General features: G+C 65.1%; 25 protein-coding genes, 1 tRNA gene and 2 pseudogenes. 22 read left to right on the top strand and 6 right to left on the bottom strand.

Annotated elements, in window-relative coordinates:
* Positions 1–126: 126 nt before the first annotated feature.
* Positions 127–1,386, top strand: a complete 1,260-nt coding sequence (locus FOM02_RS09805) for an adenylate/guanylate cyclase domain-containing protein (RefSeq protein ID WP_027559584.1) — start codon at positions 127–129, stop codon at positions 1,384–1,386.
* Between the two features lie 174 nt (positions 1,387–1,560).
* Here FOM02_RS09805 and FOM02_RS09810 read toward each other — a convergent pair.
* Positions 1,561–2,759 (bottom strand): annotated as a pseudogene (locus FOM02_RS09810) (MFS transporter).
* Between the two features lie 170 nt (positions 2,760–2,929).
* Here FOM02_RS09810 and FOM02_RS09815 point away from each other — a divergent pair.
* Positions 2,930–4,282 (top strand): Nramp family divalent metal transporter, encoded by a 1,353-nt coding sequence (locus tag FOM02_RS09815; RefSeq protein WP_027559582.1) that lies wholly within the window; start codon positions 2,930–2,932, stop codon positions 4,280–4,282.
* Between the two features lie 70 nt (positions 4,283–4,352).
* Here FOM02_RS09815 and FOM02_RS09820 read toward each other — a convergent pair whose 3' ends face one another.
* The 3 genes and pseudogenes from FOM02_RS09820 to hemB form a co-directional block, all read right to left on the bottom strand.
* The gene (locus FOM02_RS09820; RefSeq protein ID WP_027559581.1) at positions 4,353–5,129 is read right to left on the bottom strand and encodes an arginyltransferase; all 777 of its coding nucleotides are present in this window, start codon (positions 5,127–5,129) and stop codon (positions 4,353–4,355) included.
* A gap of 130 nt (positions 5,130–5,259) precedes the next feature.
* Positions 5,260–5,802, bottom strand: coding sequence for an RDD family protein (locus tag FOM02_RS09825; RefSeq protein ID WP_027559580.1), 543 nt, complete (start codon positions 5,800–5,802; stop codon positions 5,260–5,262).
* 236 nt (positions 5,803–6,038) lie between these two features.
* Positions 6,039–7,101 (bottom strand): annotated as a pseudogene (gene hemB / locus FOM02_RS09830) (porphobilinogen synthase).
* Positions 7,102–7,223: 122 nt separating this feature from the next.
* Here hemB and FOM02_RS09835 point away from each other — a divergent pair.
* From FOM02_RS09835 to FOM02_RS09895, 13 genes are all read left to right on the top strand, one after another.
* Positions 7,224–7,715, top strand: coding sequence for a DUF6163 family protein (locus FOM02_RS09835; RefSeq protein ID WP_027559578.1), 492 nt, complete (start codon positions 7,224–7,226; stop codon positions 7,713–7,715).
* Positions 7,716–8,207: 492 nt separating this feature from the next.
* Positions 8,208–8,726 carry a transcriptional regulator LdtR gene (gene ldtR / locus FOM02_RS09840; protein ID WP_018320040.1) on the top strand — a complete coding sequence of 173 codons (519 nt, stop codon included), beginning with the start codon at positions 8,208–8,210 and terminating at the stop codon, positions 8,724–8,726.
* A 201-nt stretch (positions 8,727–8,927) separates the two neighbouring features.
* Positions 8,928–9,164, top strand: coding sequence for a hypothetical protein (locus FOM02_RS09845; protein ID WP_027559577.1), 237 nt, complete (start codon positions 8,928–8,930; stop codon positions 9,162–9,164).
* A 37-nt stretch (positions 9,165–9,201) separates the two neighbouring features.
* Positions 9,202–9,423 (top strand): hypothetical protein, encoded by a 222-nt coding sequence (locus FOM02_RS09850; protein ID WP_027559576.1) that lies wholly within the window; start codon positions 9,202–9,204, stop codon positions 9,421–9,423.
* Positions 9,424–9,696: 273 nt separating this feature from the next.
* Positions 9,697–10,995 (top strand): serine hydroxymethyltransferase, encoded by a 1,299-nt coding sequence (gene glyA / locus FOM02_RS09855; RefSeq protein WP_027559575.1) that lies wholly within the window; start codon positions 9,697–9,699, stop codon positions 10,993–10,995.
* 15 nt (positions 10,996–11,010) lie between these two features.
* Positions 11,011–11,493, top strand: a complete 483-nt coding sequence (nrdR, locus tag FOM02_RS09860) for a transcriptional regulator NrdR (RefSeq protein ID WP_027559574.1) — start codon at positions 11,011–11,013, stop codon at positions 11,491–11,493.
* Positions 11,490–12,638 (top strand): bifunctional diaminohydroxyphosphoribosylaminopyrimidine deaminase/5-amino-6-(5-phosphoribosylamino)uracil reductase RibD, encoded by a 1,149-nt coding sequence (ribD, locus tag FOM02_RS09865; RefSeq protein WP_027559573.1) that lies wholly within the window; start codon positions 11,490–11,492, stop codon positions 12,636–12,638. Before nrdR ends, ribD begins: the two co-directional genes overlap by 4 nt.
* A gap of 1 nt (position 12,639) precedes the next feature.
* Positions 12,640–13,248, top strand: a complete 609-nt coding sequence (locus tag FOM02_RS09870) for a riboflavin synthase (RefSeq protein WP_027559572.1) — start codon at positions 12,640–12,642, stop codon at positions 13,246–13,248.
* A 167-nt stretch (positions 13,249–13,415) separates the two neighbouring features.
* Positions 13,416–13,907 (top strand): 6,7-dimethyl-8-ribityllumazine synthase, encoded by a 492-nt coding sequence (gene ribH / locus FOM02_RS09875; RefSeq protein ID WP_027559571.1) that lies wholly within the window; start codon positions 13,416–13,418, stop codon positions 13,905–13,907.
* Positions 13,908–13,910: 3 nt separating this feature from the next.
* Positions 13,911–14,408, top strand: coding sequence for a transcription antitermination factor NusB (gene nusB, locus FOM02_RS09880; RefSeq protein WP_027559570.1), 498 nt, complete (start codon positions 13,911–13,913; stop codon positions 14,406–14,408).
* A gap of 143 nt (positions 14,409–14,551) precedes the next feature.
* Positions 14,552–15,583 carry a thiamine-phosphate kinase gene (thiL, locus tag FOM02_RS09885; RefSeq protein WP_051377863.1) on the top strand — a complete coding sequence of 344 codons (1,032 nt, stop codon included), beginning with the start codon at positions 14,552–14,554 and terminating at the stop codon, positions 15,581–15,583.
* Between the two features lie 98 nt (positions 15,584–15,681).
* Positions 15,682–16,287 carry a hypothetical protein gene (locus tag FOM02_RS09890; RefSeq protein ID WP_027559568.1) on the top strand — a complete coding sequence of 202 codons (606 nt, stop codon included), beginning with the start codon at positions 15,682–15,684 and terminating at the stop codon, positions 16,285–16,287.
* Positions 16,288–16,558: 271 nt separating this feature from the next.
* On the top strand, positions 16,559–18,679 hold the full coding sequence (locus FOM02_RS09895) for a sodium-translocating pyrophosphatase (protein ID WP_027559567.1): 2,121 nt from the start codon (positions 16,559–16,561) through the stop codon (positions 18,677–18,679).
* Between the two features lie 252 nt (positions 18,680–18,931).
* On the opposite strand, the gene FOM02_RS09900 is transcribed toward FOM02_RS09895, so the two are convergent.
* On the bottom strand, positions 18,932–19,933 hold the full coding sequence (locus FOM02_RS09900; protein ID WP_027559566.1) for a Bug family tripartite tricarboxylate transporter substrate binding protein: 1,002 nt from the start codon (positions 19,931–19,933) through the stop codon (positions 18,932–18,934).
* Positions 19,934–20,050: 117 nt separating this feature from the next.
* Positions 20,051–20,536 (bottom strand): outer membrane protein assembly factor BamE, encoded by a 486-nt coding sequence (locus FOM02_RS09905; RefSeq protein ID WP_027559565.1) that lies wholly within the window; start codon positions 20,534–20,536, stop codon positions 20,051–20,053.
* 98 nt (positions 20,537–20,634) lie between these two features.
* Here FOM02_RS09905 and FOM02_RS09910 point away from each other — a divergent pair, with 98 nt between their 5' ends.
* The 7 genes from FOM02_RS09910 (at position 20,635) to FOM02_RS09940 (ending at position 25,368) form a co-directional block, all read left to right on the top strand.
* Positions 20,635–21,186 (top strand): ubiquinol-cytochrome C chaperone family protein, encoded by a 552-nt coding sequence (locus FOM02_RS09910; RefSeq protein ID WP_027559564.1) that lies wholly within the window; start codon positions 20,635–20,637, stop codon positions 21,184–21,186.
* The gene (locus tag FOM02_RS09915; RefSeq protein ID WP_027559563.1) at positions 21,183–21,752 is read left to right on the top strand and encodes a YceD family protein; all 570 of its coding nucleotides are present in this window, start codon (positions 21,183–21,185) and stop codon (positions 21,750–21,752) included. The genes FOM02_RS09910 and FOM02_RS09915 overlap by 4 nt, the downstream gene beginning before the upstream one ends.
* A gap of 298 nt (positions 21,753–22,050) precedes the next feature.
* Positions 22,051–23,112 (top strand): phosphate acyltransferase PlsX, encoded by a 1,062-nt coding sequence (gene plsX, locus FOM02_RS09920; RefSeq protein WP_027559562.1) that lies wholly within the window; start codon positions 22,051–22,053, stop codon positions 23,110–23,112.
* Positions 23,109–24,089, top strand: a complete 981-nt coding sequence (locus FOM02_RS09925; protein ID WP_027559561.1) for a beta-ketoacyl-ACP synthase III — start codon at positions 23,109–23,111, stop codon at positions 24,087–24,089. Before plsX ends, FOM02_RS09925 begins: the two co-directional genes overlap by 4 nt.
* 132 nt (positions 24,090–24,221) lie before the next feature.
* Positions 24,222–24,563 (top strand): integration host factor subunit alpha, encoded by a 342-nt coding sequence (locus FOM02_RS09930; protein WP_026311906.1) that lies wholly within the window; start codon positions 24,222–24,224, stop codon positions 24,561–24,563.
* Between the two features lie 26 nt (positions 24,564–24,589).
* Positions 24,590–25,165: a MerR family transcriptional regulator gene (locus FOM02_RS09935; protein ID WP_027559560.1), complete on the top strand. Its 576-nt coding sequence runs from the start codon at positions 24,590–24,592 to the stop codon at positions 25,163–25,165.
* Positions 25,166–25,290: 125 nt separating this feature from the next.
* Positions 25,291–25,368: transfer RNA gene (locus tag FOM02_RS09940), tRNA-Pro, on the top strand.
* The last annotated feature ends 258 nt before the right edge of the window (positions 25,369–25,626 follow it).

Genomic DNA, 25,626 nt, shown 5'->3' on the forward strand with positions numbered 1-25,626 from the left:
CGCCCGCCTCGCGCGCGCGTCAACCACGGCAGCGGCATGTTCGACCTGCAAGGGACGGGAGCCTTGCGCACGGACTGCGCGTGGTTTCCGCCTTTCGCTCGTCACGAATGCACGCCATAATGGCGTATGCAACTCACCTCCCGCCTTGCGCTGATGAACTGGCTGACCGGCCAGGGGCTCACCGGCCTGCCCGAAATCGACCTGCTCCGCGGCTTCTGCGAGCGCTGTCGCGCGGAGGGCCTGGAACTGTCGCGCGGGATGGTCGTCATCGACACGCTGCATCCGATCTACGAGGGCCGCGGCTTTCGCTGGAGCGACCGCCCCAGCAACGAGAGCGACGCCTTCGAATACGGCTCGACCGCCGAGGGCGACGCGGCCAGGAGCTGGCGCCGCTCGGTGTTCTTCCACATGCTCGAGCAGGGCCACGACGAGATGGTGATCGATCTCGCCGATGCCCCCTCGATGGATTTCTCGCAGATCGGCGAGCTCGCCGAGAAGGGCCACAAGCACTATCTCGCCTTCGTGCATCGCTTCGGCGAGAACGGCGCGCTCGGCCTGATGGACTGCCTTTATTCTTGCTGGACCACGCGCCGCGCGGAAGGCTTTGGCGAACAGGGGTTGGAGGCCCTGCGCGATCTCGTGCCGGTGCTGGGGCTCGCGATCAAGTCGGCGCAGCAGGTCGACATCGCACGCACGCTCGGGCGGGTCTATCTCGGCCGCGATGCCTCCGAACAGGTCTTGCGCGGACGCATCTCGCGCGGCGTCACCGAGCGCATCAACGCCGTGCTGTGGTATTCGGATTTGCGCGGCTCGACCGGGATCAGCGAGAGCATTGGTCCGGATGAGATCATCCCGTTCCTCAACGACTACGCTCAGGCCGTGATCGACGCGATCCATGACGCCGGCGGCGACGTCCTGAAGCTGATCGGCGACGGCGTGCTCGCGATGTTCACCGGCGAGGACATGGCGGATGCGCGCCGCGCGGCGCTCCGGGCCGAGCACCTCTTTCGCAAGAATGTCGCGGCGCTGAACGTGCGTCGCACCGCCGACGGCCGTCCCACCACGTCGGCCTATATCGGCCTGCATGTCGGCGAGGTCTTCTACGGCAATATCGGCAGCGAGGACCGGCTCGACTTCACCGTGGTCGGCCCCACCGTGAACGAGGTCAGCCGCATCGCCTCGATGAGCCGCTCGGTCGACCGCGAGCTGCTGGCTTCAGCGGAATTCTACAAGGGCCTCGACGCCGCGGGCCGGCGCTACCTCGTCTCCACTGGCCGATACGCCCTGCGCGGCATCGGCCGCGCGCAGGATCTCTACACGCTCGATCCGGAAGTCGATGCGAGCGAGCCGGTGGCTGGGAGTTACGAGCGGTACCTGGCGAATTAGCTCTCTGTCGTCCCTGCGAAAGCAGGGACCCATAACGCGTGACCTATCAAACGCGAACGGTGCTAGTTCCAACAAATGGCTCTGTAACTGAGAGCCTCCGTCAAACTTCTCCCTGTGATTATGGGTCCCCGCGTTCGCGGGGACGACGATCGAGATTGTTGCACCGGCGACGTCCTAGCACCGCGCGGCCACCTCATCTCCCACCATGCTCGGCTGCCGATCCAGCGCCACCGCGGGCGAGAGCCAAATGATCAGCGCCTGCACGCCGAACACGGCCGCCGCGAGATACAGGCACGCTTCCGCACTCCAGAGACCGCCGACGATCGCGCCCAGTGCCGAGCCCAGCGGGCGGGCGCCGTAGCTCATGATGTTGATGGCGGAGACGCGCCCCAAAAGGCGTGGCGGCGTCACCGACTGGCGCAGCGTCGTGGTCGAGATCACCCACAGGATCGGCCCGACCCCGAGCAGGAAGAAGCTGAGACCTGCGAGCCAGGGCGAGGGGACCAGCACCGTCAGCGCCATCACGACAGCGGCGACGAAGCCGGTGACCGGGCCGAGGCCGACCACGGTACCGAACGCGATGCGCTGCATCACGCGCGTGGCAAACAGCGCGCCGATCACCATGCCGACGCCGTACATGGTCAGCACGGTGCCGACGCCGGCGGCGGTCAGGCCGAGATGGCGCACGGCGTAAGGAACGAACACGGCGATTTGCAGGAACCAGCCGGTGTTGAAGATGAACTGGGTGATGAACACCGGCCGCAGCAGCGGATGGTGAAACACGAAGGCTGCGCCTTCGCGGATGTCCTGGAACGGATGCCGCCGGGGGGCGGGCGTACGCGCGGGCTCGTAGATGCCGGAGAGCAGCACGACCGCGATCGCCGAGAGCGCCGCGGCAAAGGCGAAGGCCGGGCTCGCGCCCCACCATCCCACCAGCGCGCCGCCGAGCGCAGGTCCGCTGGCGAAGGCAATGGTGCGCGCAAGCTCGTCCGGGCTTGGCTGCCGGCAAGAGGCTCCGCGCTCACCAGCGAGGCCGCGGCAAAGCCGAGCAGCGCCAGCAGCGGCAGATTGAGCGCGCCGAGCGCGAGCAGCAGCACGATCGCTGCGAGCGCGGCGGCCCGCAGCGCCTCGGCGCCCGCCATCAGTGAGCGGCGGGAGATGCGGTCGGCGAGCAGGCCGGCGGGAATGGCGAACAGGACGAAGGGCAGGGTGAGGGCGTGCTGGAGCAGGCCGGTCTGGCCCTCAGCCACGCCCAGCGTCAGCACCGCGACGATGGGGGCCGCGGCCAGCGCGATCTGCTCGGCCGACTGCGCCGCGAGATTGGACCAGGCGAGGCGGTTGAAGGTGTCGGGGAGGCGGGGCGGATTTGACATGGCGCATTTCCTGCAAAGTCGGATTGACGCCAGTATCGGCCTCGGCGGCCGGCCAAACCCACCCGCTTCCCGACAAGTCCGGGGCAGCAAGGAGGCTCTGCGGGAACCGATCCGGCTAGATGCAGTTGCAAATGAGTTGCAATAAGCCTCGACTTCGGTATTCTGGCTTCATGGATGCCCGATCGCCTGACCTGAGCTCCGACGCCGCCGGCTGGCGCGCCGATGCGCCCACCACCAAGAGCCTCGCCGAAGTGAATGGCACGGTCGCCATCCCGGCGGCGGCGGCGTGGTGGCGGCGGCTGCTTGCCTTCGTCGGTCCGGGCTATCTGGTCTCGGTCGGCTATATGGACCCCGGCAATTGGGCGACCGACCTCGCCGGTGGTTCCAAGTTCGGCTACACGCTGCTCTCGGTCATTCTGCTCTCGAACCTGATGGCGATCCTGCTGCAGTCGCTGGCGGCGCGGCTCGGCATCGTCACCGACCGCGACCTCGCGCAGGCCTGCCGCGCGACCTATTCGCCGGCCGTCAACTTCTTGCTCTGGCTCGCCTGCGAAGCCGCGATCATCGCCTGCGATCTCGCCGAGGTCATCGGCACCGCGATCGCGCTGAAACTCCTGTTCGGCATTCCCCTGATCGGCGGTGCGCTGCTCGCCGCGCTCGATGCCTTCCTGCTGCTGCTCCTGATGAACCGCGGCTTCCGTTTCCTCGAAGCTTTCGTCATGGCGCTGCTCGCGGTGATCGCGGTCTGCTTCGCGGTCCAGATCGTCGCCGCTGCCCCGCCGGTCGCGGAAGTGCTGCACGGCTTCGTGCCGAAGACCGAGATCTTCACCAATTCGGAGATGCTCTACATCGCGATCGGCATCATCGGCGCGACGGTGATGCCGCATAATCTCTATCTGCACTCCTCGATCGTGCAGACGCGCGCCTACGAGCGCAACGACACCGGCCGCCGCGAGGCGATCAAATGGGCGACGACGGACTCGACCATCGCGCTGATGCTGGCGCTGTTCATCAACGCCGCGATCCTCGTCGTCGCAGCTGCGACCTTCCACAAGAGTGGCCATTCCGACGTCGCTGAGATCGGCCAGGCCTTCGAGCTGCTCTCGCCCTTGCTCGGCCTCGGCATCGCCTCGACGCTGTTCGCGGTGGCGCTGCTCGCCTCGGGCCTGAACTCGACGGTGACCGCGACGCTCGCCGGGCAGATCGTGATGGAAGGCTTTCTCGACCTGCGCCTGCCGAGCTGGGCGCGCCGCCTGCTCACGCGCGGCATTGCCATCATTCCGGTGATCATCGTCACCGCGATCTATGGCGAGCGCGGCACGGCCGATCTGCTGGTCTTCAGCCAGGTCGTGCTGTCGATGCAGCTGCCCTTCGCCGTGATCCCGCTGGTCCGCTTCGTCTCCGACCGCCGCAAGATGGGCAAGTTCGCGATACCGATGTCAGTCGCCGCGGTTGCATGGATCGTCGCGGGCGTGATCGTGGTTTTGAATGTGAAGCTGCTGGCCGATACGTTGTTTGGGTGAGAAGCGCGAATGGCGAGTGGCGAATAGCGAATGCAGTTCTAATCGCTATTCGCCACTCATCATTCGCCGCTCAATCCTGCGGCTCGGACGCCATATCGCCCTGTGCGTCGATGCGCAGCCAGCCTGACGGCGCGAGGCGCTGCTGCGGCAGGAAGCGGGCCTTGTAGTCCATCTTCTTGGAGCCCTCGATCCAATAGCCGAGATAGACGTAGGGCAAGCCTTGCCGGCGGGCGCGGGCGATGTGGTCGAGGATCATGAAGGTGCCCATCGAGCGACTGACCTGGCTCGGGTCGAAGAACGAATAGACCATCGACAGGCCGTCGCTGAGCACATCGGTGAGCGCGACCGCGATCAGCTCCTCGCCGCGGCCGGTGATGCCACTGTCGGGGCCGCGCTTGCGGTATTCGATGATACGGGTCTCGACATGGCTGTCCTCGACCATCATGGCGTAGTCGAGCACGGTCATGTCGGCCATGCCGCCATGGCGGTGGCGGGCATCGAGATAGGCGCGGAACACCGAATATTGCTCGGAGGTCGGCACCGCGCTGCGCTGCTCGCCGACGATGTCGGCGTTGCGCGCGAGCACCTTGCGGAAGTTGCGGGACGGACGGAACTCGTTGGCAACGACCCGGACCGAGACGCAGGCGCGGCACTGGTCGCAGGCCGGGCGGTAGGCGATCGACTGGCTGCGGCGGAACCCGCCATGGGTCAGAAGGTCGTTGAGGTCGCCGGCGCGGTCACCCACGAGGTGCGTGAACACCTTGCGCTCATGCCGGCCCGGCAGATAGGGGCAGGGCGACGGCGCCGTGAGGTAGAATTGCGGGGTATCGCGCGAGTGCTGGGTCAAGGGACGTCGTGGGCCTCCGAACTGAACATAAGCATCGCGCTACGGAAGTCCCTGGTCAATTGGCCTGCTCGGCAGATCAGATCAGACAGCTTAGTGGATCCGGGTTGATAGGTCGTTGATCACCGGGCTCTCAGTAGGTCCTGGCTGCCTGCGGCAGAGGGGCGCGCACGGAATTGTTGATGACGACCGTTCCCAGCACGAAATCGTGCAGGAGGCGACGGCGGCCGTTGAACAGGCCGACCAGCACCACGAAGGGCGTCAGGAACGAGACCGTCACCCAGAACAGCACGGCATGGGTGGCGCCGAGCACGAAATAGCCGGGCGCCCCGTACCAGGTGCGCAGCTCCAGATCCATCAGGCGCATGCCGATCGTTGCGGACGAGGGACCGCCGATGCAGGCGCCATAATAGACGATGGCCCAGACCACGGAGGCCGGCCAGGCGATCCCGAACAGCAGGAAGCCGACGCCGAGCGTGACCACGCCGAACACGAAAATGAAGATGTAGCCGAGGATCACCGGCACCGAGATGATGACGAGGTCGATCAGGAAGGCGAACGCCCGCCGCGTCGCAACGCCGCGGAACAGTTCCGGATGCAGGTCAGGGTCATAGGCATGCGGCTGCATCGCGCCGTCATTGCGCCAGGCGCCTGAACTACCCGAGTCATACGACATGATCCGTCCTCCGGAGGAAAACCCTCGGGGCAGGACATGGGAACAGGCCATCCCCGTGCCAAGGGCGCGAGGGTGTCAACAAGCCGAAATATTCCGGCGATTCGGGGGCGGTGCGGTTACCGTTGTCATTCGGGGGCAGTCCGCAGGACCGAACCCGGAATCTCGAGATTCTCAGGTGCGCAATTGCGCACCATAGTTCGATGCTGACGCATCGCCCCGGAATGACGGCGTCGCTCTTACGCCTGCGCCCGCAGCTTCTCCGCCACCTTCGGCGCAAAATAGCTGAGCACGCCGTCGGCGCCGGCACGCTTGAACGCCAAGAGGCTCTCCATCATCGCGCGCTCGCCGTCGAGCCAGCCGTTGCCGCTTGCTGCCGCGATCATCGCGTATTCGCCGGAGACCTGGTAGGCGAAGGTCGGCATCGCAAACGTGTCCTTCACGCGGCGGACCACGTCGAGATAGGGCATGCCGGGCTTCACCATCACCATGTCGGCACCCTCGGCGATGTCGAGCTCGACCTCGCGCAGCCGCCTCGTCGGTGTTGGCGCTGTCCATCTGATAGGTGCGCTTGTCGCCGGTGAGTGTCTTGGCCGAGCCGATGGCGTCGCGGAACGGGCCGTAGAAGGCGGACGCGTATTTTGCGGCATAGGCCATGATCTGCACGTCGAGCAGCCCGGCGCGATCGAGCCCCTCGCGGATCGCCGCGACACGGCCGTCCATCATGTCGGACGGCGCGATGATGTCGCAGCCGGCCTCGGCCTGCACCAGCGCCTGGCGCACCAGCACGGCGACCGTCTCGTCGTTCAGAATCTTGCCGTCGGAGATCAGGCCGTCATGGCCGTGGCTGGTGAAGGGATCGAGTGCGACATCGCAAAGGATGCCGATCTCAGGAAACTCCTTCTTGATGGCGCGCACCGCCTGGCAGACCAGATTGTCCGGATTGGTCGCTTCCGAACCTTCCTCGTCGCGCAAGGACGGGTCGGTGTAGGGAAACAGTGCGAGGCAGGGGATGGTGAGCTTCATCGCCCGCTCGGCCTCGCGCACGGCCTGGTCGACGCTGAGGCGGTCGACGCCCGGCATCGAGGCGATCTGCTCGCGCTTGTTGTTGCCGTCGATCAGGAACAGCGGCCAGATCAGATCGTCCGTGGTGAGCACGTTCTCGCGCACCATCCGCCGGGCCCATTCGGCCTTGCGGTTGCGGCGCGGGCGGACCGTCAGATCGAGGGCATGGGGCACCGCGGTACCGGTCCCGCGCGACACCTCGCGCAATTCGATCGGACGTCCGTATTTGATCGCCATCACTCTTCCTCCGGCTGGAATTATTCTTATACCAGCTCGCATGGTTCCCGCCACCGCGGCTTGACCTGCCGCAAGAGATGGCGGCCGATTGATTTTGCGGGGCAAAGCAGCCAGAAGGGGGCATGTCCGAGATCTCCACCCGCGATGCGGCCCGCGACAGCGCCCTTGCAAGGGACGCTGCGCGCGACCATGCGATATCGGTCGCGGCGATCTCCTCCGAGCGGGCTCAGTCCGACGACAATGTCTGGACGCGCCGGCTCGTGCTGTTCCTGCGGGTGATGGCACTGCTCTCGATCCTGAAAGGCCTCTATCATTGGGCCCAGGTGACCGGCTTCGTCGGCGGCGAGGATGAGGCGTTCGAGAACCAGCCGATGGCCTGGCAGGCCGCAACCGTCTACTTCGCGGTGATCGAGCTCGTCGCCGCGGTCGGCCTCTGGCTGGCAACGCCGTGGGGCGCGGTGGTGTGGCTCACCACCGTGGTGTCGATGGCGGTGATCGAGTTGATGTTCCCCGGTATCTACGGCGGCAGCCTGATCGTGGTCGGGGTCGAGGCCTTCATGCTCGCCGCCTATCTCGCGCTCGCCTGGATGGCCGCGCGCGAACGGCCGCCGTAGCGATCGCGTGCGCAGGCTTCGTGTAGGATGGGTAGAGCGAAGCGAAACCCATCGATGCTGTCTCACGACGAGGATGGGTTTCGCTTCGCTCTACCCATCCTACGATCTGTTCAACTCCGGGACACGAGAGCGAAGCTCGCGAAGTCGTGCGCGTTGGTTGACCGCTGGTTGCCTAAAATTCGCGGTAAGTTTTCATTGACCAGTCTGTTCCGCCACAGCTGTTACGCGGCCGTTTCGAAACGGGGCGGGGCTGTTCTGGAATGCGACAGATGTGGCGGACGGAGGGTGAACAAGACCTTGCGAGGGTCAACAGAGGGTTGCGAAAAGTCCTTCTGGCACAGGCTTAATCCGCAATTCACTGTCTTAAATTCATGATCTCTTTATTCTCTTATTTAAGCCGATCTTCAAACGCCCCCCTTAAGTTGCACCTATCAGGCGGGACACAAGTTTCGTCGAATAAGTGTCGATAAAAACGACAACAGGGGAAGTGTCATGATGAAAGCCGTCGCAACTGCGGCAGATACGGCAGAGCGCGTCTCCGGCCAGCAAGGTTCGGTGCAGTCGCTCTATCTGGAAGCTTTGACTCTGGTGGAGCGGCTGCATCGCCGTCTCCTCGACGTCATCAAGGACGAGTTCGATCGCCGCGGCCGCGCGGACATCAATTCGGTGCAGGCGCTCTTGCTCTACAACATCGGCGACAAGGAGCTGACCGCGGGCGAGTTGCGCACGCGCGGCTACTATCTCGGCTCCAACGTCTCCTACAATCTGAAGAAGCTCGTCGAGCTCGGCTTCCTCGATCATCAGCGCTCGCGCGTTGATCGCCGCTCGGTGCGCATCCGCCTGACCCCGCAGGGCCAGGAAGTCCGCCGCATCGTCGACGCGCTCTATCAGAAGCACGTCAAGACGGTCGAGCAGGTCGGTGGCATCTCGGGCGAGGAGTTCTCCACGCTCAACAAGTCGCTGCACCGTCTCGAGCGGTTCTGGACCGACCAGATCCTGTACCGGCTCTGAGTTTTTCCGAGGGATCAAGGCCAAGCCGGCCCCACAACAAGACCGGCAAGCCTCCCGAACGTGCCTAACTTCCCCAAGCGCGCCGGCCCGGCTTTGCCCGGACCGGTGCGTTTTGCTTTTTGCGACTGCGAAAAAAATCGACGGCACTGCGGAACCAGCGTCCGGCTCGCCGCTTATCTCCTTCGGATCGGAGAAATGTCGATGTTGGTCGAGCGCGGGCTTCAGGCGATGAACGTGGAACTCGTGAGCGAGGCCTACGCCATCGCTGCGAACTACCTCCGCCGTTCTGGCGCGATTCCCGACTCCCTCGTCACCGACGAGCGCCTGCTCGGGATCATCATCAAGCTGCTCCAGCACGGCGAATTCAACAAGATCAGGCTCGCCAACAAGGCGATCGTCCGGTTCGAGGCTGAGGCCGAGGCCCGCGCGGTTGCCTGATCAAGACTCCCCGAAATTGGAAGAACCAGAGGGTGCCATGGAAGCTGCCATCGATCGCATCATGCAGACCTATGACCTGCTCGCCAACCGCACCGCTGCGGCCAGCGAGGAGGCGCGCATGAAGGTGACGAACTACCTCAATATTCTGGTGGAAGCCGGCGAGAAGGACACCCACCGGTTGACTGTCTGCGGCTTGACCTATCTGCGCCAGCTCGACGGCAGCGTGGACCCGGTGAAGGCGGGGTATACGGGGTTGTAGTGGCGATCTGGCCCTCATCGGGCTTGGGCCGGTATGGGGGAATTTAAGGTCCAAAACGGCCTCTTCGGAGAGATCGGCAAGGGAGCGAGTTCATAGAACCCGCCTTGGGGCGGAAAACCTTCAATCCCCACCATATCTTGCATAATTATCAGGCCCGACCCGCAAATGCTTGGCCGGGGGCGGGCGATGTGGTAGATCGCGCGTGCTTCCGATCGCCACACCAGACCCGCCCGTAGCCTGCCAAAAGGCTGCGGCGGTGGAGATATTCGCAAGATGACCCTCGCCAAAACCGCCTCTGCGCCCGATTCGTTTTTCACCGCCTCGCTCGAGCAGGCCGACCCGGAAATCGCCGCCGCCATCAAGGGCGAGCTCGGCCGGCAGCGCCACGAGGTCGAGCTGATCGCCTCCGAGAACATCGTCAGCCGGGCCGTGCTGGAAGCGCAGGGTTCGGTGATGACCAACAAGTACGCAGAGGGTTATCCGGGCGCGCGGTATTACGGCGGTTGTGAGTGGGTCGACGTCGCCGAGAACCTCGCGATCGATCGCGCCAAGAAGCTGTTCGGCGCCAACTTCGCCAACGTGCAGCCGAACTCCGGCAGCCAGATGAACCAGGCGGTGTTCCTGGCGCTGCTGCAGCCCGGCGACACTTTCATGGGTCTCGATCTTGCGGCCGGCGGCCATCTCACCCATGGCTCGCCCGTCAACATGAGCGGCAAGTGGTTCAAGGCCGCGCACTACACCGTGCGCCGCGAGGACCAGATCATCGACATGGACGCGGTCCAGAAGCAGGCCGAAGAGGTCAAGCCGAAGCTGATCGTCGCCGGCGGCTCGGCCTATTCGCGGGCCTGGGACTTCAAGCGCTTCCGCGAGATCGCGGACAGCGTCGGCGCGTATCTGCTGGTCGACATGGCCCACTTCGCCGGCCTCGTCGCCGGCGGCGTGCATGCTTCGCCCGTGCCCTATGCCCATGTCACCACCACGACCACGCACAAGTCGCTGCGCGGTCCGCGCGGCGGTCTGATCCTCAGTAACGACGAGGTGCTCGCCAAGAAGCTCAATTCGGCGATCTTCCCGGGCCTCCAGGGCGGTCCGCTGATGCACGTGATCGCGGCGAAGGCGGTCGCCTTCGGCGAGGCGCTGCGTCCGGACTTCAAGGTCTATGCGAAGAACGTCGTCAAGAACGCCAAGGCGCTGGCCGAAGCGATGAAGAGCCATGGCTTCGACATTGTCTCGGGCGGCACCGATAACCATCTGATGCTGGTTGACCTCCGGCCGAAGGGCCTGAAGGGCAATGTCTCGGAGAAGGCGCTGGTTCGCGCCGCCATCACCTGCAACAAGAACGGCATTCCGTTCGACCCCGAAAAGCCGTTCGTCACCTCGGGCCTGCGTCTCGGCACGCCTGCGGCGACGACCCGCGGCTTCGGCGTCGCTGAATTCCAGCAGGTCGGCGGCATGATCGCCGAGGTCCTCAACGCGATCGCACAGTCCGACGACGGCAAGGCGCCGCTGGTCGAGGCCGCGATCAAGGAACGGGTCAAGGCGCTCACCGACCGGTTCCCGATCTATCAGTAAGGTCAAGGCAAACGGATGCGCTGCCCGAACTGCAACAGTCTCGATACGCAGGTAAAGGACTCGCGTCCGACCGAGGATTCTTCCGTCATCCGCAGGCGGCGCGTGTGCGTCGCCTGCGAATTCCGTTTCACCACCTTCGAGCGCGTGCAGCTGCGCGAGCTCACGGTGATCAAGCGCAACGGCCGCCGCGTGCCGTTCGACCGCGACAAGCTGATGCGCTCGGTGCAGATTTCCTTGCGCAAGCGGCAGGTCGAGCCGGAGCGGGTGGAGAAGATGGTCTCCACCATCGTGCGCGAGCTCGAGACCGGCGGTGAGGCCGAGATCTCCTCCGAGGTGATCGGCGAGACCGTGATGGAGCATCTGCGCACGCTCGACGATGTCGCCTATGTGCGCTTCGCCTCCGTCTACCGCAATTTCCGCGAGGCCAAGGATTTCGCCGACGTGCTCGGCGAGCTCTCCGGTGAGGAGGAAGCGCGGCTCGCCGCGATCCGCAAATGATCTTCCGCATCCTGGAAGATCAGTTCGCGCAGAAGGCCCGCGAGGCCAAAGACGCCGATCGACGCTTCATGGAGCTGGCACTCTCGCTCGGGCGGCGCGGGCAGGGGCGCACCTGGCCAAACCCGGCCGTGGGCGCCGTCATCGTGAAAGACGGCGTGATCGTCGGCCGCGGCTGGACCCAGCCGGGTGGACGGCCGCATGGCGAGCCTGAAGCACTGCGGCGCGCGGGCGAGGCGGCGCGCGGCGCCACGCTCTACGTCACGCTGGAGCCGTGCTCGCATTTCGGCAAGTCGCCGCCGTGTGCGGATGCGGTGATTGCCGCCGGCATCAAGCGTGTCGTGGCAGCTATCGAGGATCCCAATCCGGAGGTCGCAGGCCAGGGCCATGCGCGGCTGCGTGCCGCCGGCATCACCGTGGACGTGGGCCTGTGCGCAGCGGAGGCCGCCTTCGACCACGCCGGGCATTTCCGCCGCATCCGGGACAAACGTCCGCATGTGATCCTGAAGCTCGCGGTCTCGCCCGACGGCAAGATCGGCGCGGCCGGTGGCAAGCCGGTCGCGATCACGGGCGATGCCGCGCGCGATCGCGTGCATCTCTTGCGCGCGCAGAGCGATGCCATCCTGGTCGGTATCGGCACGGTGCTGGCGGACGATCCGCAGCTCAACTGCCGCCTGCCGGGCATGGCGGCGCGCTCGCCGGTGCGCGTGGTGCTGGACCAGAGCCTGCGGATTCCCGCATCGAGCCAGCTCGTGCGCTCAGCGCGCGAGACGCCGCTCTGGGTGGTGGGCTCGGAGCTCGCCGAGGCGGCGGCCGCGACACGGCTTGGCGCAGCCGGCGCGCAGATCATTCGCGTAGCCCCGGGCAGCGCGACCGGGCTCGATCTTCCGGCCGTGCTGCATGGGCTGGCCGGGAGGGGCATCTCGCGGCTGATGGTCGAGGGCGGCAGCCGCGTCGCTGCGGCCTTTGTGGCGGCCGACCTCGTCGACGAGATCTGGCTGTTCCGCGGGGCGGAAGCGGTCGGCGAAGGCGGCGTCGATGCGCTCGATGCAATGCCCCTGTCGAAAATCACGCAGTCGCAGGCCTACAAGGTTCATGCTAGCGAAACGTTCGGCAAGGATACTCTCACCATCTACGAGCGCGCCTAACATGTTCACCGGCATTGTCACCGACATCGGCGAGATCGTCAGCTTCACGCCTGTGGCGCAGGGCCAGCTGCACCGCCTGCGCATCGCCTGCAGCTACGATCAGACCACCATCGCCGACGGCGCCTCGATCGCCAGCAACGGCGTGTGCCTGACCGTGGTTGCTTCCGGCGTCGCAGGCGGCAGGACTTGGTACGACGTCGATGCGGCGGCGGAGACGCTGGCGCTGACGACGGCAAAGCACTGGAAGGTGGGCACGAAGCTCAATCTCGAGCGCGCGCTGAAGATCGGCGACGAGCTCGGTGGCCATATCGTCGCAGGCCACGCCGACGGCATTGCAACCCTCGTCAGCCGTGAGGACTTGCCCGATATGGCACGGTTCGAGCTCTCGACCGCACGGGAGCTGGCGCGCTTCATCGCCACCAAGGGCTCGATCACGCTCGACGGCGTCTCGCTGACGGTCAATACGGTGAAGGACGTGACCTTTTCGGTGCTGATCATCCCGCACACGCTTGATGTCACGACCATCGGCGGCTGGAAGGCGGGCGACGAGGTCAATATCGAGGTCGACCTGATGGCCCGCTACGCGGCGCGGCTGACGGAAATGAAGTGACCGGCGAAGCCGGTCATTCCGGGGCGATGCGAAGCATCGAACCCGGAATCTCGAGATTCCGGGTCTGGCGCTCGCGCGCCATCCCGGAATGACAATCTCTTTGAACTTGGCTTAGTCTGTGGCGGCGACTACATAGCGCGCCGACCCCTTTCGAAACGGATTGAACGATGGCAGACGCGCGGCGCGCACCCCTGAAGGACCAGACCGACATTTCCGGCGCGCGGGCGCTGATTGTCGAGGCGCGGTTCTATGACGATCTCCAGGACGCGCTGCTGGACGGCGCGGTCGCCGAGCTGAAAGCGGCCGGCCTGACCCATGACGTCATCACGGTTCCCGGCGCACTGGAGATCCCGGCGGCGATCGCCATCGCGGTCGATGCGGCGGCGGCGAACGGCAAGCCCTATGATGCGGTGATTGCGCTTGGTTGCGTGATCCGCGGCGACACCATCCATTTCGAGATCGTCTCGCAGGAATCCTCGCGCGCGCTGATGGACCTCGCCGTGGCGCGCAAGCTGCCGCTCGGCAACGGCATCCTCACCGTCAACAATGAGGACCAGGCCTGGGCGCGGGCGCGCGCCAGCGAGCTGAACAAGGGCGGCGATGCCGCGCGCGCCGCGCTCGCGATGCTGCGCATCAAACGCCGCTTGGCGCGGGCCTGAACAATGGCTGACAACACCAAAAAACCGGCTTCTGCCACCGAGAAGAAAGCAAACCGGCGCGGTGCCGCGCGGCTCGCCGCCGTGCAGGCGCTGTACCAGATGGACATCGCCGGCGCCGGCATCAACGACATCTTCGCCGAGTTCGAGAGCCACTGGCTCGGCAACGAGGTCGAGGGCGACACCTACCTGCCGGCGGAAGCCGCTTTCTTCCGCGACGTCGTCTCCGGCGTCGTGCGCGACCAGAAGAGGCTCGATCCCCTGATCGACGAGGCGCTGTCGAAGGGCTGGCCGCTGAAGCGGATCGAGGCGATCCTGCGCGCGGTGCTGCGGGCAGGGGCGTACGAATTGGAGCACCGCAAGGACGTGCCGGGCCGCGTCGTCGTGTCAGAATATGTCGACGTCGCGAACGCCTTCGTCGACCGCGAGGAGACCGGGATGGTCAACGCCGTGCTCGACCAGATCGGCCGCCAGTTTCGCGGCGACGAGTTCGGGCGGGGGTAGGACGAGACGATGACTTTGGCAGTAGCCGTCATCCTGAGGTGCCGTAGCGAAGCGGAGGCCTCGAAGGACGACGGCGTGCCACTGAAGGTGCACCTCGGCCGTGCATCCTTCGAGGCTCGCAAGGGCTCGCACCTCCGGCGAAAATGGCTTCGCAATTTCGCAGGGATGACGGGTTTACTGTCGTGACACAGGACAGAACACAGCCCTCCGCCGAAGACTCTCTCATCGCGCGCTATTTCAAGCCGCTGGCGACCGATCCCGGCGCGTTCGGGCTGGTCGATGATGCCGCGGTCCTGTCCTCGTCCGGCGACGACATCGTCGTCACCACCGACGCCGTGGTCGAAGGCGTGCATTATCTTGCCACCGATCCCCCCGATACGATTGCGCGCAAGGCGCTGCGGGTGAACCTGTCGGACCTCGCCGCCAAGGGGGCTGCGCCTGCCGGCTTCGTGCTGACGCTGGCGTTGCGTAGCCAGGAGGATGCATGGCTCCGGTCGTTCGCGGATGCGCTCGGCGAGGACGCAAGAACCTTCGCATGCCCGCTGCTTGGCGGCGACACGGTGTCGACGCCGGGGCCGCAGATGATCTCGATCACGGCGTTCGGGCGCGTGCCGAAGGGCCGGATGGTCGGCCGCATCGGCGCAAAGCCGGGCGATCGCATCCTGGTGACGGGGACAATCGGAGACGCTGCGCTCGGCCTCGACGTGCTCACGGGTGGGGCGGTCGCGGCTGTGCTGAAGGACCAAACCGCGCAGGACTACCTGATCGAGCGCTATCGCGTTCCGCGGCCGCGCAATGCGTTGGCGGGAGCGGTCCTCACCCACGCGAATGCATCGATGGATGTGTCCGATGGCCTGGCAGGTGATCTCGCCAAGCTCTGCGCCGCTTCCGGCGTCAGCGCCTTGATCGAGGCTGACCGCATTCCGAAATCACCTGCCGCCTCTCTCGCCATCTCCGCCGTCGGCCTTGAGAAGCTGGTGTCGGGCGGCGACGATTACGAAGTCCTGTGCGCGGTTCCGGACGCGCGCTGCGCTGATTTCATCCGCGAGGCCGAACAGGCGGGAGTTCCCGTCTCGGCGATCGGCACCGTCGTCGTCGGCCGCGACGCGCCGCGCTGGACGGACGCGCACGGCAACGAGATCGCGCTGCAACGGCTCTCGTACAGCCATTTCTAGATTCGGGTGCGACCTTGCGTCCGCAGCGAACGCAGTCCCTCTGCTTTTCCGCGATAACCGGGTAACATCGGCAATCGCAACTGACGGACTTGATTCGGATGACGGCGGTTTCAGCCGCGGGCACGCTGCAGCCTGTGCCCGGCAGGGAATGCGGAAGCTGCACGCTGTGCTGCAAGGTCTACAACGTTCCCGAGATCCAGAAAGCCGCCGGCAAATGGTGCGGGCAATGCAAGCCCGGGCGCGGCTGCAAGATTCACGACAACCTGCCGAGCCAGTGCGCGGAATTCAATTGCCTTTGGCGGACGGACGCGGCGATGCCGGCGCAATGGAAGCCGGATCAGGCGAAGATGGTGGTCACCATCCATCCACTCACCCGGAACATCCAGATCCAGGTGGATCCAGGCCTGCCTTCGGCATGGAGCCGTCAGCCCTATCACGACCACTTGCGGCAATGGGCGACCAAGAACATGCCGAAAGGCATGTACGTCGTCGTTTTCGTCAACGACCAGGCGACGCTCGTATTGCCTGACCAGGATGTGGCGCTCGGTCCTCTGACACCCCAGCAAACGATCGCGGTTCGGTTGGAGCCCGGTCCGAACGGTGGCGTCTACGAGATCAAGGTCTCGACAACCCGAAAGACGGATGATGGTCAGACCTTCGAGATCGCGTCCTCTTCCCGTCACCCCGTGAGGTCGGCGGCCTGAACATGGCCGCGGTCGAGCTGAGCCCGGTTCAGCGGTCTTTCGCATGCACTGGGCAAGTCAGCGGCCAAATGCTGCTCAGGATTTGGTCTAAATACTTGCCGAGATCGGCTTTTTCGGCCTCATCCGGCGTTGCACCCTCAATTTGATTTTGGCAAGCTCGCAACCGACTAAAGCCGCCTGGGGGCGGCTTTGTTCAAAATCAAGGCGCCATACCGCACGACGGACAACAAAAGGCGCCGGGGGTACATCAAGGATCTGAGGCAAAAATCACATGACAGCATTATGGTTGATAGTGCTCTGCGGAGTGCTTTCCGTCGTCTACGCGATTTGGGCGACGTCTTCGGTGTTGAGTGCGGATGCGGGGTCACCGCGCATGCAGGAGATCGCGGGAGCGGTGCGTGAAGGCGCACAGGCGTATCTCCGGCGCCAGTACACCACGATCGGTATCGTCGGCATCGTCATCTTCGTGCTGCTTGCCTATTTCCTTGGGCTTTATGTCGCGATCGGTTTTGCCATCGGCGCCATCCTGTCGGGGGCGGCCGGCTTCATCGGCATGAACGTCTCGGTCCGCGCCAACGTGCGTACCGCCCAGGCGGCGACCACGTCGCTGGCCGGCGGCCTCGAGCTCGCCTTCAAGGCCGGCGCGATCACCGGCCTCTTGGTGGCCGGTCTCGCGCTGCTCGGCGTGACCCTCTATTTCGGCTTCCTGGTCCACTCGCTGAAGCTCGCGCCCGATAGCCGTACCGTGGTCGACGCCATGGTGGCGCTCGGCTTCGGCGCCTCGCTGATCTCGATCTTCGCCCGTCTCGGCGGCGGCATCTTCACCAAGGGTGCGGACGTCGGCGGCGACCTCGTCGGCAAGGTCGAAGCCGGCATTCCCGAGGACGATCCGCGCAATCCCGCGACCATCGCGGATAACGTCGGCGACAATGTCGGCGACTGCGCCGGCATGGCCGCCGACCTGTTCGAGACCTATGCGGTGACTGCGGTCGCCACCATGGTGCTCGCGGCGATCTTCTTCGCCAAGACGCCGATCCTCGCCAACATGATGACGCTGCCGCTCGCCATCGGCGGCATCTGCATCATCACCTCGATCATCGGCACCTTCTTCGTCAAGCTCGGGCCGAGCCAGTCGATCATGGGTGCGCTCTACAAGGGCCTGATCGCAACCGGCATCCTGTCGTTGATCGGCATTGCCGTAGTGATCTACTCCCTGATCGGCTTCGGCAAGCTCGATGGCGTCGACTACACCGGCATGGCGCTGTTCGAGTGCGGCGTGGTTGGCCTCGTCGTCACCGCGCTGATCATCTGGATCACCGAATACTACACCGGCACCGACTATCGTCCGGTGAAGTCGATCGCCCAGGCCTCGGTGACCGGTCACGGCACCAACGTGATCCAGGGCCTTGCCGTCTCGATGGAGGCGACTGCGCTGCCCGCGATCGTGATCATCGCCGGCATCCTCGTCACCTACAGCCTCGCCGGCCTGTTCGGCATCGCGATCGCGACCGCCACCATGCTGGCACTCGCCGGCATGGTCGTCGCGCTCGACGCCTTCGGCCCGGTGACGGACAACGCCGGCGGCATTGCCGAGATGGCGGGCCTGCCGAAGGAGGTGCGCAAGTCGACCGACGCACTCGACGCGGTCGGCAACACCACCAAGGCGGTGACCAAAGGCTACGCGATCGGTTCCGCCGGTCTCGGCGCCCTGGTGCTGTTTGCGGCCTACAACCAGGACCTCAAGTTCTTCGTCGCGGACTCCGCGAAGCATCCTTACTTCGCCGGCGTCAATCCGGACTTCTCGCTCAACAACCCCTACGTGGTCGTCGGCCTGCTGTTCGGTGGCCTGTTGCCGTATCTGTTCGGCGCGATGGGCATGACGGCGGTCGGCCGTGCGGCCGGCGCGATCGTGGAGGAGGTGCGGCGTCAGTTCCGCGAGAAGCCGGGCATCATGCAGGGCACCGACAAGCCTGATTACGGCAAGGCGGTCGACCTGCTCACCCGCGCGGCGATCAAGGAGATGATCATCCCCTCGCTGCTTCCGGTGCTCTCCCCGATCGTCGTCTATTTCGTGATCTACGCGATCGCGGGCGGCGGCGTTGCCGGCAAGTCGGCGGCGTTCTCGGCGGTGGGCGCGATGCTGCTCGGCGTGATCGTGACGGGCCTGTTCGTCGCGATCTCCATGACCTCGGGCGGCGGCGCCTGGGACAACGCCAAGAAGTACATCGAGGACGGTCATTTCGGCGGCAAGGGTTCTGATGCCCACAAGTCGGCGGTGACCGGCGACACCGTCGGCGATCCCTACAAGGACACGGCCGGCCCCGCCGTGAACCCGATGATCAAGATCACCAACATCGTGGCCTTGCTGCTGCTGGCGATTCTGGCGCACTGAGCGGCGCAGACGTGAAAGACAAAACCCCGCGGCGCGAGCCGCGGGGTTTTTGTTTGGGGAGGCCGATATCTGTCATCCCGTCATTGCGCAGCCTCAACCTCGCCGTCATCGCCCGCGCAGGCGGGCGATCCAGTATTCCAGAGGCCATAATGGCATATGGATAGGGCGCGGCGTACTGGATTCCCCGCCTTCGCGGGGAATGACAGCGGTGTGTTGGGCGCTATCCTTGTGCCGACCTCTCTTGAGCGCGCGTCACTGCACGTCCATCTGCAGCCCTTCCTTCTGGATGATGCCGGCGAACTTCTTCGTCTCGGCGTCCACGAAGTTGGCGAACTGCTGCGGTGTGCCGTAGTCGGCGCGGGCGCCCATGGCGGCGATTTGCTTCTTGATGTCGTCGCGCTCCAGCATCGCCTTGACCTGGAGATTGAGCGCGTCGAGCACGGGGGCGGGGACGCCCTTCGGCAGGAACACCGAGAACCAGGACGACACGTCGAAATTGGCGAGCTCCGGCGCGCTCTCGCGCATGGTCGGCAGGTCCTTCGCGAGGTCGCTGCGCTCCGGCGTCGTGACGCAGAGACCGGTGAGGGTGCCGTTCTGCACCTGCGGCAAGCTCGGATAGAGATTGTCGAACAGGATCTGGATGTCGCCGGCGAGCGCGGCCTGGAGCGCGGGACCGGCACCGCGGAACGGGATGTGCGTCATCTTCAGGCCGGTGAGCTGGAGGAACCAGGCGCCGGTGAGATGCGGGCTCTGGCCGACGCCGGAGGAGGCGTAGCTGAGCTTGTCCGGATTGGCCTTCAGATATGCGATCAGCTCGGCGACCGACTTGATGCCGGTCTTCGGATGCGCCGAGACGATGTTCGGGATCCGGATCATGTTGGAGACCGGCTGGAGCTGGTCCGGCTTGTAGGTGAGGTTCTTGAAGATGCTGTAGGCGATGGCGTTCGGACCGGGATTGCCGATCAGGATGGTGTGTCCATCAGGCTTGGCGCGGACCACTTCGGCCGTGCCGATCGTGCCGCCGCCGCCGGAGCGGTTTTCGACAACGGCCGACTGGCCCCAGGCGGTTTGCAGATGCGCGGCCAAGAGCCGGCCCATGACGTCGGTCGAGCCGCCGGCCGCGGCCGGCACGACGACGCGGACGTTCTCGGTGGGCTTCCAGTCCGCCAGGCTCGAGCGCGGCAGGATCGCCGCGGCCGAGAGGCCGGCAGCAGCGGTCAGCACGCGACGGCGGGACAACAAACGATTGGGCACGAATCCACTCCCTGCTTCTTGTTTTGCAGGGAGCGTAGGGAAGGCCGCGCGCAACGGCAAGTCGCGCGCGGCGGCAAGCGCCGTGCGGACAGCGGCAGGACGCCGCAGGCTGAAAGATCAGTTAAAGCTCAGCAGCTTGAACAGCGGCGCGAGGTAGCTCATCTCCTGGCCCGACGTCGCCGTGGTGCGGCTGATGAAGTCGAAGATCTTGCCGTCCTGCAGGCCGTAATTTGCAAGGCGACGTACGCGCCGGTTCTTGTCGAAATAGATCGCGATCACGCGTTGATCGACCACCTTCTGGTTCATGAAGGCGACCATGCGCTCCGAGCGCTGCGAGATGTAGTAGAACACTTCGCCGTCGAGGGTTGCGACCGTGGAGGGCGTGCCCATCACGATCAGCACCTGGTCCTGGCTCGCGCCGATCGGAATCTGCTCCAGCGCGCCGGGAGGAAGGATGTAGCCCTTCTGGAATTGTTCGCCGGTGCAGCCCGCGAGTGCCGCGCCGACCAGGGCCACGGCGGCGGCCATGCGCAAGCCGCGCCAGCGTGCAAAAAGGCCGCGCGGCTGGCTTGCGCGCAGGCTGGTCTGGTTCGTTATCGTCATAGTGGAACTGATTCCGTCCCCTTGCGTCGCGCGAGGCGCTGAAGTACCGGGCGGAGGCTCTGAATGCAACACGCGCGCGCCCGCTTGCGGAAACCACAATGCTTTGGCCGTTCAATCACTTCAGGAAACCCCGGCTAGCCCCGGCCGGCACCATTGAAGCCATCTATGGCATGATCGTGACGCAGGCGCGACAACCCATATTTTACCGCGACTTGGGCGTGTCCGATACGGTTAACGGGCGTTTCGACCTGTTGCTGCTGCATCTCTGGCTGGTGCTGCGCCGCCTGCGCACAGTCCAGGGCGCCACCGAGCTGTCGCAGGCGCTGTTCGACCGCTTCTGCGAGGACATGGACGACAATCTGCGCGAGATGGGGGTCGGCGACCAGACCGTGCCGAAGCGAATGCGGGCCTTCGGCGAGGCGTTTTACGGCCGGGTGCAGGCCTACGACCAGGCGATCGAAGTCGGCGGTGAGGCGCTGGCGGCGGCGATCTGCAAGAATATCTTGAATGGGTCCGGTCTGGACCAGGCACGGCGGCTCGCGGCTTACGCCCGGGCTACGGAGGCCGATCTTGCTCGGACCAGCGAGGCCGCGCTGCTGCGCGCGTCCTTCAAGTTTCCCCCGGCGCTTTCCGAGGATCTTTCGCCATGAGCCGACCGCACACCGGAACCGAGCCCGATCCCTGGCGGGCCCCTGTCATCGTTGCGCAGATTCCAGACACCGGCCTCTATCGCGAGCTCGAGGCGTCGGCCGCTGAGCGGCAGGCCATGGCAGAGCTCGCCGGCCTTCGCGAGATCCTGTCCGCCAAGGCCAGCTTCGACGTCGTGCCGAAAAGCGGCGGCCGCTACCAGGTCACGGGCCACGTCCGCGCCAGAATCGGCCAGACCTGCGTGGTGACGCTCGATCCGATCGAGAACGAGATCGAGGAGGAGGTGGACCTGATGTTCGCGCCCGAAGCCGAGGCGCGGCGCCTCGCCGACCTGATCGAGGAGGGCCAGGACGACGAGGAGCCTCCGGAGGTCGCCGACCCGCCGGAGGCCATCGTCGGCGGCATCATCGATCTCGGCCGGCTCGCCACCGATGCGCTGTTCCTGGCGATCGACCCCTATCCCCGCAAGCCGGGGGCCGTATTCGAGGCGGAGGTCACCGCTCCCGATCCGGAGGATCATCCGTTCGCGGCGCTGAAGGCGCTTCAGGACGAGAAGAAAGGCCGATAGCCCGGCATTTCCAAGTGAGCGCCTTGCGAGGGAGCGCGAGGCGTTTGCCGGGATGGTTTGAAGAGCAGTTTCATCCATTTGATTTTATTGTGCTTTATCTCGAATTTGACCGCCCGCCAGCCGATCGTCCTGAATGCAAAAGGCTGGGGGCAAGAGGTTGTTTCGGGATAACAAAACGCTATTGTCGCGCCGCGGTCCGGGTGCGGCGGGGCGCTTGGCCGGTCGCCAAATCAACGGCGAACCCATTTCGCGGCCCCGCTCGTTCAAGACCGCACCAGACCAGGTTTCCAGGACTTTCATGCTAAGTAAGGTTCGCATCGCGCTGGACGCCATGGGGGGCGACGCCGGCGCCGCCGTGGTCATTCCAGGCGCTGCCATCTCGCTTGGCAGGCATCGCAACACCGAATTCCTGCTGGTCGGGGACCGCGCCAGGATCGAGCCAGAGCTCGAGAAACATCCCGCCCTCAAGGCCGCTTCGAAGATCATCCACACCGACGTTGCCGTCAGCGGCTCCGACAAGCCGAGCCAGGCACTGCGGCGCGGCCGCAAGACCTCCTCGATGTGGCTTGCCATCGACGCGGTGAAGAAGGGCGAGGCGGATGTCGCGGTTTCCGCCGGCAATACCGGCGCGCTGATGGCGATGTCGCGCTTCCACCTGCGCACGCTGCCGGGTATCGACCGCCCGGCCATCAGCGCGATATGGCCGACCAGGCGCGGCGAATCCGTCGTGCTCGACCTGGGCGCCACCATCGGCGGCGACGCGCGACATCTGGTGGCGCTCGCGGTGATGGGCGCGGCCATGGCGAGCGTGCAATTCAACAAGCCGCGTCCGACGGTCGGCCTGCTCAACATCGGGACCGAGGAAATCAAGGGACACGAGGAGATCCGCGAGGCCGGTGAAATCCTGCGTGCGCGGAACCTGCCGGAACTCGACTATATCGGCTTCATCGAGGGCGACGGCATCGGCAAGGGGCTGGCCGACGTCATCGTGACCGAAGGCTACAGCGGCAATATCGCGCTCAAGGCCGCCGAGGGAACCGCACGGCAGATGGCGGAATTACTCCGCAACGAGATGCAACGGAGCTGGCTGTCCAAGCTCGGCTATCTCTTTGCCCGCAGCGCCTTCCGGGCCCTGCGCAACAAGATGGACCCCAACAAGTCCAACGGCGGGGTGTTGCTGGGGCTCAACGGACTGGTGGTCAAAAGCCATGGCGGAATCAACGCCGAAGGCTTTGCCTATGCGATCGATGTTGGCTATGAGATGGCTCACTACGATCTCCTGAACAAGATCAATCAGATGCTCAACCGCGAGGGTGGTGCACTCAATTCCGTGCAGTCCGCGCAGGAGGCTGTTTCGTGACTCAAATTCGTTCGGTCGTGCTCGGCTGCGGCTCCTACCTGCCGGAGCAGGTGGTGACCAACGCCCAATTGGCGGCGCGTATCGACACGTCCGACGAGTGGATCGTGCAGCGCACCGGCATTCGCGAGCGGCACATCGCGGCCGAGGGCGAGTTCACCTCGCATTTGGCGATCAAGGCGGCGCAGGCCGCGCTCACCGATGCCGGCATCGACGCGCAATCGATCGAGCTGATCGTGCTGGCGACCTCGACGCCCGACAATACATTCCCGGCAACCGCTGTCGCTGTGCAGCACGGGCTCGGCATCAACCATGGCGCCGCGTTCGATCTCCAAGCGGTGTGCTCGGGCTTCGTGTTCGCACTCGCCACCGCCGACAATTTCCTGCGCACCGGCGCCTTCAAGCGTGCGCTGGTGATCGGTGCGGAGACCTTCTCGCGCATCCTCGACTGGAACGACCGCGGCACCTGCGTGCTGTTCGGCGACGGCGCCGGCGCGGTAGTGCTGGAAGCGCAGGAGCAGCCGGGCAAGGCCGCGACCGACCGCGGCGTTGTGACCACGCATCTGCGCTCCGATGGCCGCCACAAGGCAAAACTGTTCGTCGACGGCGGACCGTCCTCGACCCAGACCGTCGGCCATCTGCGCATGGAGGGCCGCGAGGTCTTCAAGCATGCGGTCGGCATGATCACGGACGTGATCGTCGATGCCTTTGAGGCGACCGGGCTCAATGCCGACAGCATCGACTGGTTCGTGCCGCACCAGGCCAACAAGCGAATCATCGATGCCTCCGCGCACAAACTTCATATCGCACCGCAGAAGGTGGTGCTGACGGTGGACCGTCACGGCAACACCTCGGCGGCCTCGATCCCGCTGGCACTGTCGGTGGCGCGCAAGGACGGCCGCATCAAGCGCGGCGACCTGGTGCTGCTGGAAGCGATGGGCGGCGGCTTCACCTGGGGCTCCGCGCTGGTGCGCTGGTAGCGACAGTCGATAAAATTTTGCCGGAATCAGCGCCGATTATCGATGCGTCTGCATTGATGAGCCCTGTTGACCGCCGTGCCGTAACCTCATAATTTCAGACAACAATTGTTCGCCGTGATGTGGGGCAGGGCGATGACCGATCAAAGTAAAACCGTAACGCGTGTCGATCTCTGCGAAGCCGTCTACCAGAAGGTGGGCCTGTCGCGTACGGAATCGTCCGCCTTCGTGGAACTCGTGCTGAAGGAGATCACCGACTGCCTGGAAAAGGGCGAGACGGTGAAGCTGTCCTCGTTCGGTTCCTTCATGGTGCGCAAGAAAGGTCAGCGCATCGGCCGTAACCCGAAGACCGGCACCGAAGTGCCGATCTCGCCGCGCCGGGTGATGGTGTTCAAGCCGTCGGCGATCTTGAAGCAACGGATCAACGCCCAGCACCGTACCAACGGCGATGGCAGCAAGGTTCAACCCGAGGCGTAACCGCCCTCCGGATAAGGATTTGGCATTTGGACAAGGCGCCGGATGCGTTCCGAACCATCAGCGAAGTAGCGCAGGAACTCGACATTCCGCAGCACGTGCTGCGGTTCTGGGAGACCCGATTCTCCCAGATCAAGCCGATGAAGCGCAGCGGCGGCCGCCGCTACTACCGCCCCGACGACGTCGATCTGCTCAAGGGCATCCGCCGTCTGCTCTACGGCGAGGGTTACACCATCCGCGGCGTGCAGCGGATCCTGAAGGAGCATGGCGTCAAGTCGGTGCAGGGCCTCGCAGACGGTGCGGCTGCGGTCTCGTTCGGGGCCATCGAGGACGCCATCGGCCAGAGCCTGATGGAGCCGGACGACGAGGCTCCCATCACGGGCATCACTGACGCTGACGATGACGATTACCAGGGGGATGAGGAGGAGGGCATCGACTTCCGCTTCACGGAGGTCGATGACGAGGAAATCCTCACCACCTTCCGCAAGGGCGGCGCTGCCGCGCCGGCGGGCCCCAGCGCCGTCGACCGGGAGCGACTCGGGCGTGCGCTCGCCGACCTCGTCGCCTGCCGGGAGATGCTGGATCAGGCGCTGAAGGACGGCTGAGGCGCTTTTCGCCGGCTTTGCGGGCAGTTCCGGGAAGCTGGGCTCGGGGCCAATCAGATCGCGACACCAAAATGGTGTGACCTCGCCTTGCGCAACGCGGCGATCCTAGCTAATGGAACGGCATTCGGAGCGTGGCGCAGCCCGGTTAGCGCACTAGTCTGGGAGACTAGGGGTCGGAGGTTCAAATCCTCTCGCTCCGACCATCAAGCCCTTTGATCTGCAAGGGTTTTTGTTTTCGGCTCTGGCACCAATCCGCCGCCGAATGAGAACAAATAGGCGCCGGTTTGCACAGTTCGGCGCAAAAACTCCCGAAATAGTCCCGAACTGCGTTCTTGGACCGTTCGCTAGGGAGGCGCTGAATGCTGGCACCCCCTGAAACGAAAAGCCCCGTGCCAGCTGGGGAGCAAGGGCACAGGGCGGGATCGCAGAGTTCAGTTACGAGCAACGAAGAATCTGACACG

Source organism: Bradyrhizobium sp. SEMIA (assembly GCF_014844175.1).
Taxonomy (GTDB): Bacteria; Pseudomonadota; Alphaproteobacteria; order Rhizobiales; family Xanthobacteraceae; genus Bradyrhizobium; species Bradyrhizobium arachidis.

What these genes read in the sequence shown, in the direction of transcription:
- FOM02_RS09805 (WP_027559584.1), top strand. Translation starts at nt 127, where the DNA reads ATGCAACTCACCTCCCGCCTTGCGCTGATGAACTGGCTGACCGGCCAG.
- FOM02_RS09815 (WP_027559582.1), top strand. Translation starts at nt 2,930, where the DNA reads ATGGATGCCCGATCGCCTGACCTGAGCTCCGACGCCGCCGGCTGGCGC.
- FOM02_RS09825 (WP_027559580.1), bottom strand. Translation starts at nt 5,802, where the DNA reads ATGTCGTATGACTCGGGTAGTTCAGGCGCCTGGCGCAATGACGGCGCG.
- FOM02_RS09835 (WP_027559578.1), top strand. Translation starts at nt 7,224, where the DNA reads ATGTCCGAGATCTCCACCCGCGATGCGGCCCGCGACAGCGCCCTTGCA.
- ldtR (WP_018320040.1), top strand. Translation starts at nt 8,208, where the DNA reads ATGATGAAAGCCGTCGCAACTGCGGCAGATACGGCAGAGCGCGTCTCC.
- FOM02_RS09845 (WP_027559577.1), top strand. Translation starts at nt 8,928, where the DNA reads ATGTTGGTCGAGCGCGGGCTTCAGGCGATGAACGTGGAACTCGTGAGC.
- FOM02_RS09850 (WP_027559576.1), top strand. Translation starts at nt 9,202, where the DNA reads ATGGAAGCTGCCATCGATCGCATCATGCAGACCTATGACCTGCTCGCC.
- glyA (WP_027559575.1), top strand. Translation starts at nt 9,697, where the DNA reads ATGACCCTCGCCAAAACCGCCTCTGCGCCCGATTCGTTTTTCACCGCC.
- nrdR (WP_027559574.1), top strand. Translation starts at nt 11,011, where the DNA reads ATGCGCTGCCCGAACTGCAACAGTCTCGATACGCAGGTAAAGGACTCG.
- ribD (WP_027559573.1), top strand. Translation starts at nt 11,490, where the DNA reads ATGATCTTCCGCATCCTGGAAGATCAGTTCGCGCAGAAGGCCCGCGAG.
- FOM02_RS09870 (WP_027559572.1), top strand. Translation starts at nt 12,640, where the DNA reads ATGTTCACCGGCATTGTCACCGACATCGGCGAGATCGTCAGCTTCACG.
- ribH (WP_027559571.1), top strand. Translation starts at nt 13,416, where the DNA reads ATGGCAGACGCGCGGCGCGCACCCCTGAAGGACCAGACCGACATTTCC.
- nusB (WP_027559570.1), top strand. Translation starts at nt 13,911, where the DNA reads ATGGCTGACAACACCAAAAAACCGGCTTCTGCCACCGAGAAGAAAGCA.
- thiL (WP_051377863.1), top strand. Translation starts at nt 14,552, where the DNA reads ATGGCTTCGCAATTTCGCAGGGATGACGGGTTTACTGTCGTGACACAG.
- FOM02_RS09890 (WP_027559568.1), top strand. Translation starts at nt 15,682, where the DNA reads ATGACGGCGGTTTCAGCCGCGGGCACGCTGCAGCCTGTGCCCGGCAGG.
- FOM02_RS09895 (WP_027559567.1), top strand. Translation starts at nt 16,559, where the DNA reads ATGACAGCATTATGGTTGATAGTGCTCTGCGGAGTGCTTTCCGTCGTC.
- FOM02_RS09905 (WP_027559565.1), bottom strand. Translation starts at nt 20,536, where the DNA reads ATGACGATAACGAACCAGACCAGCCTGCGCGCAAGCCAGCCGCGCGGC.
- FOM02_RS09910 (WP_027559564.1), top strand. Translation starts at nt 20,635, where the DNA reads ATGCTTTGGCCGTTCAATCACTTCAGGAAACCCCGGCTAGCCCCGGCC.
- FOM02_RS09915 (WP_027559563.1), top strand. Translation starts at nt 21,183, where the DNA reads ATGAGCCGACCGCACACCGGAACCGAGCCCGATCCCTGGCGGGCCCCT.
- plsX (WP_027559562.1), top strand. Translation starts at nt 22,051, where the DNA reads ATGCTAAGTAAGGTTCGCATCGCGCTGGACGCCATGGGGGGCGACGCC.
- FOM02_RS09930 (WP_026311906.1), top strand. Translation starts at nt 24,222, where the DNA reads ATGACCGATCAAAGTAAAACCGTAACGCGTGTCGATCTCTGCGAAGCC.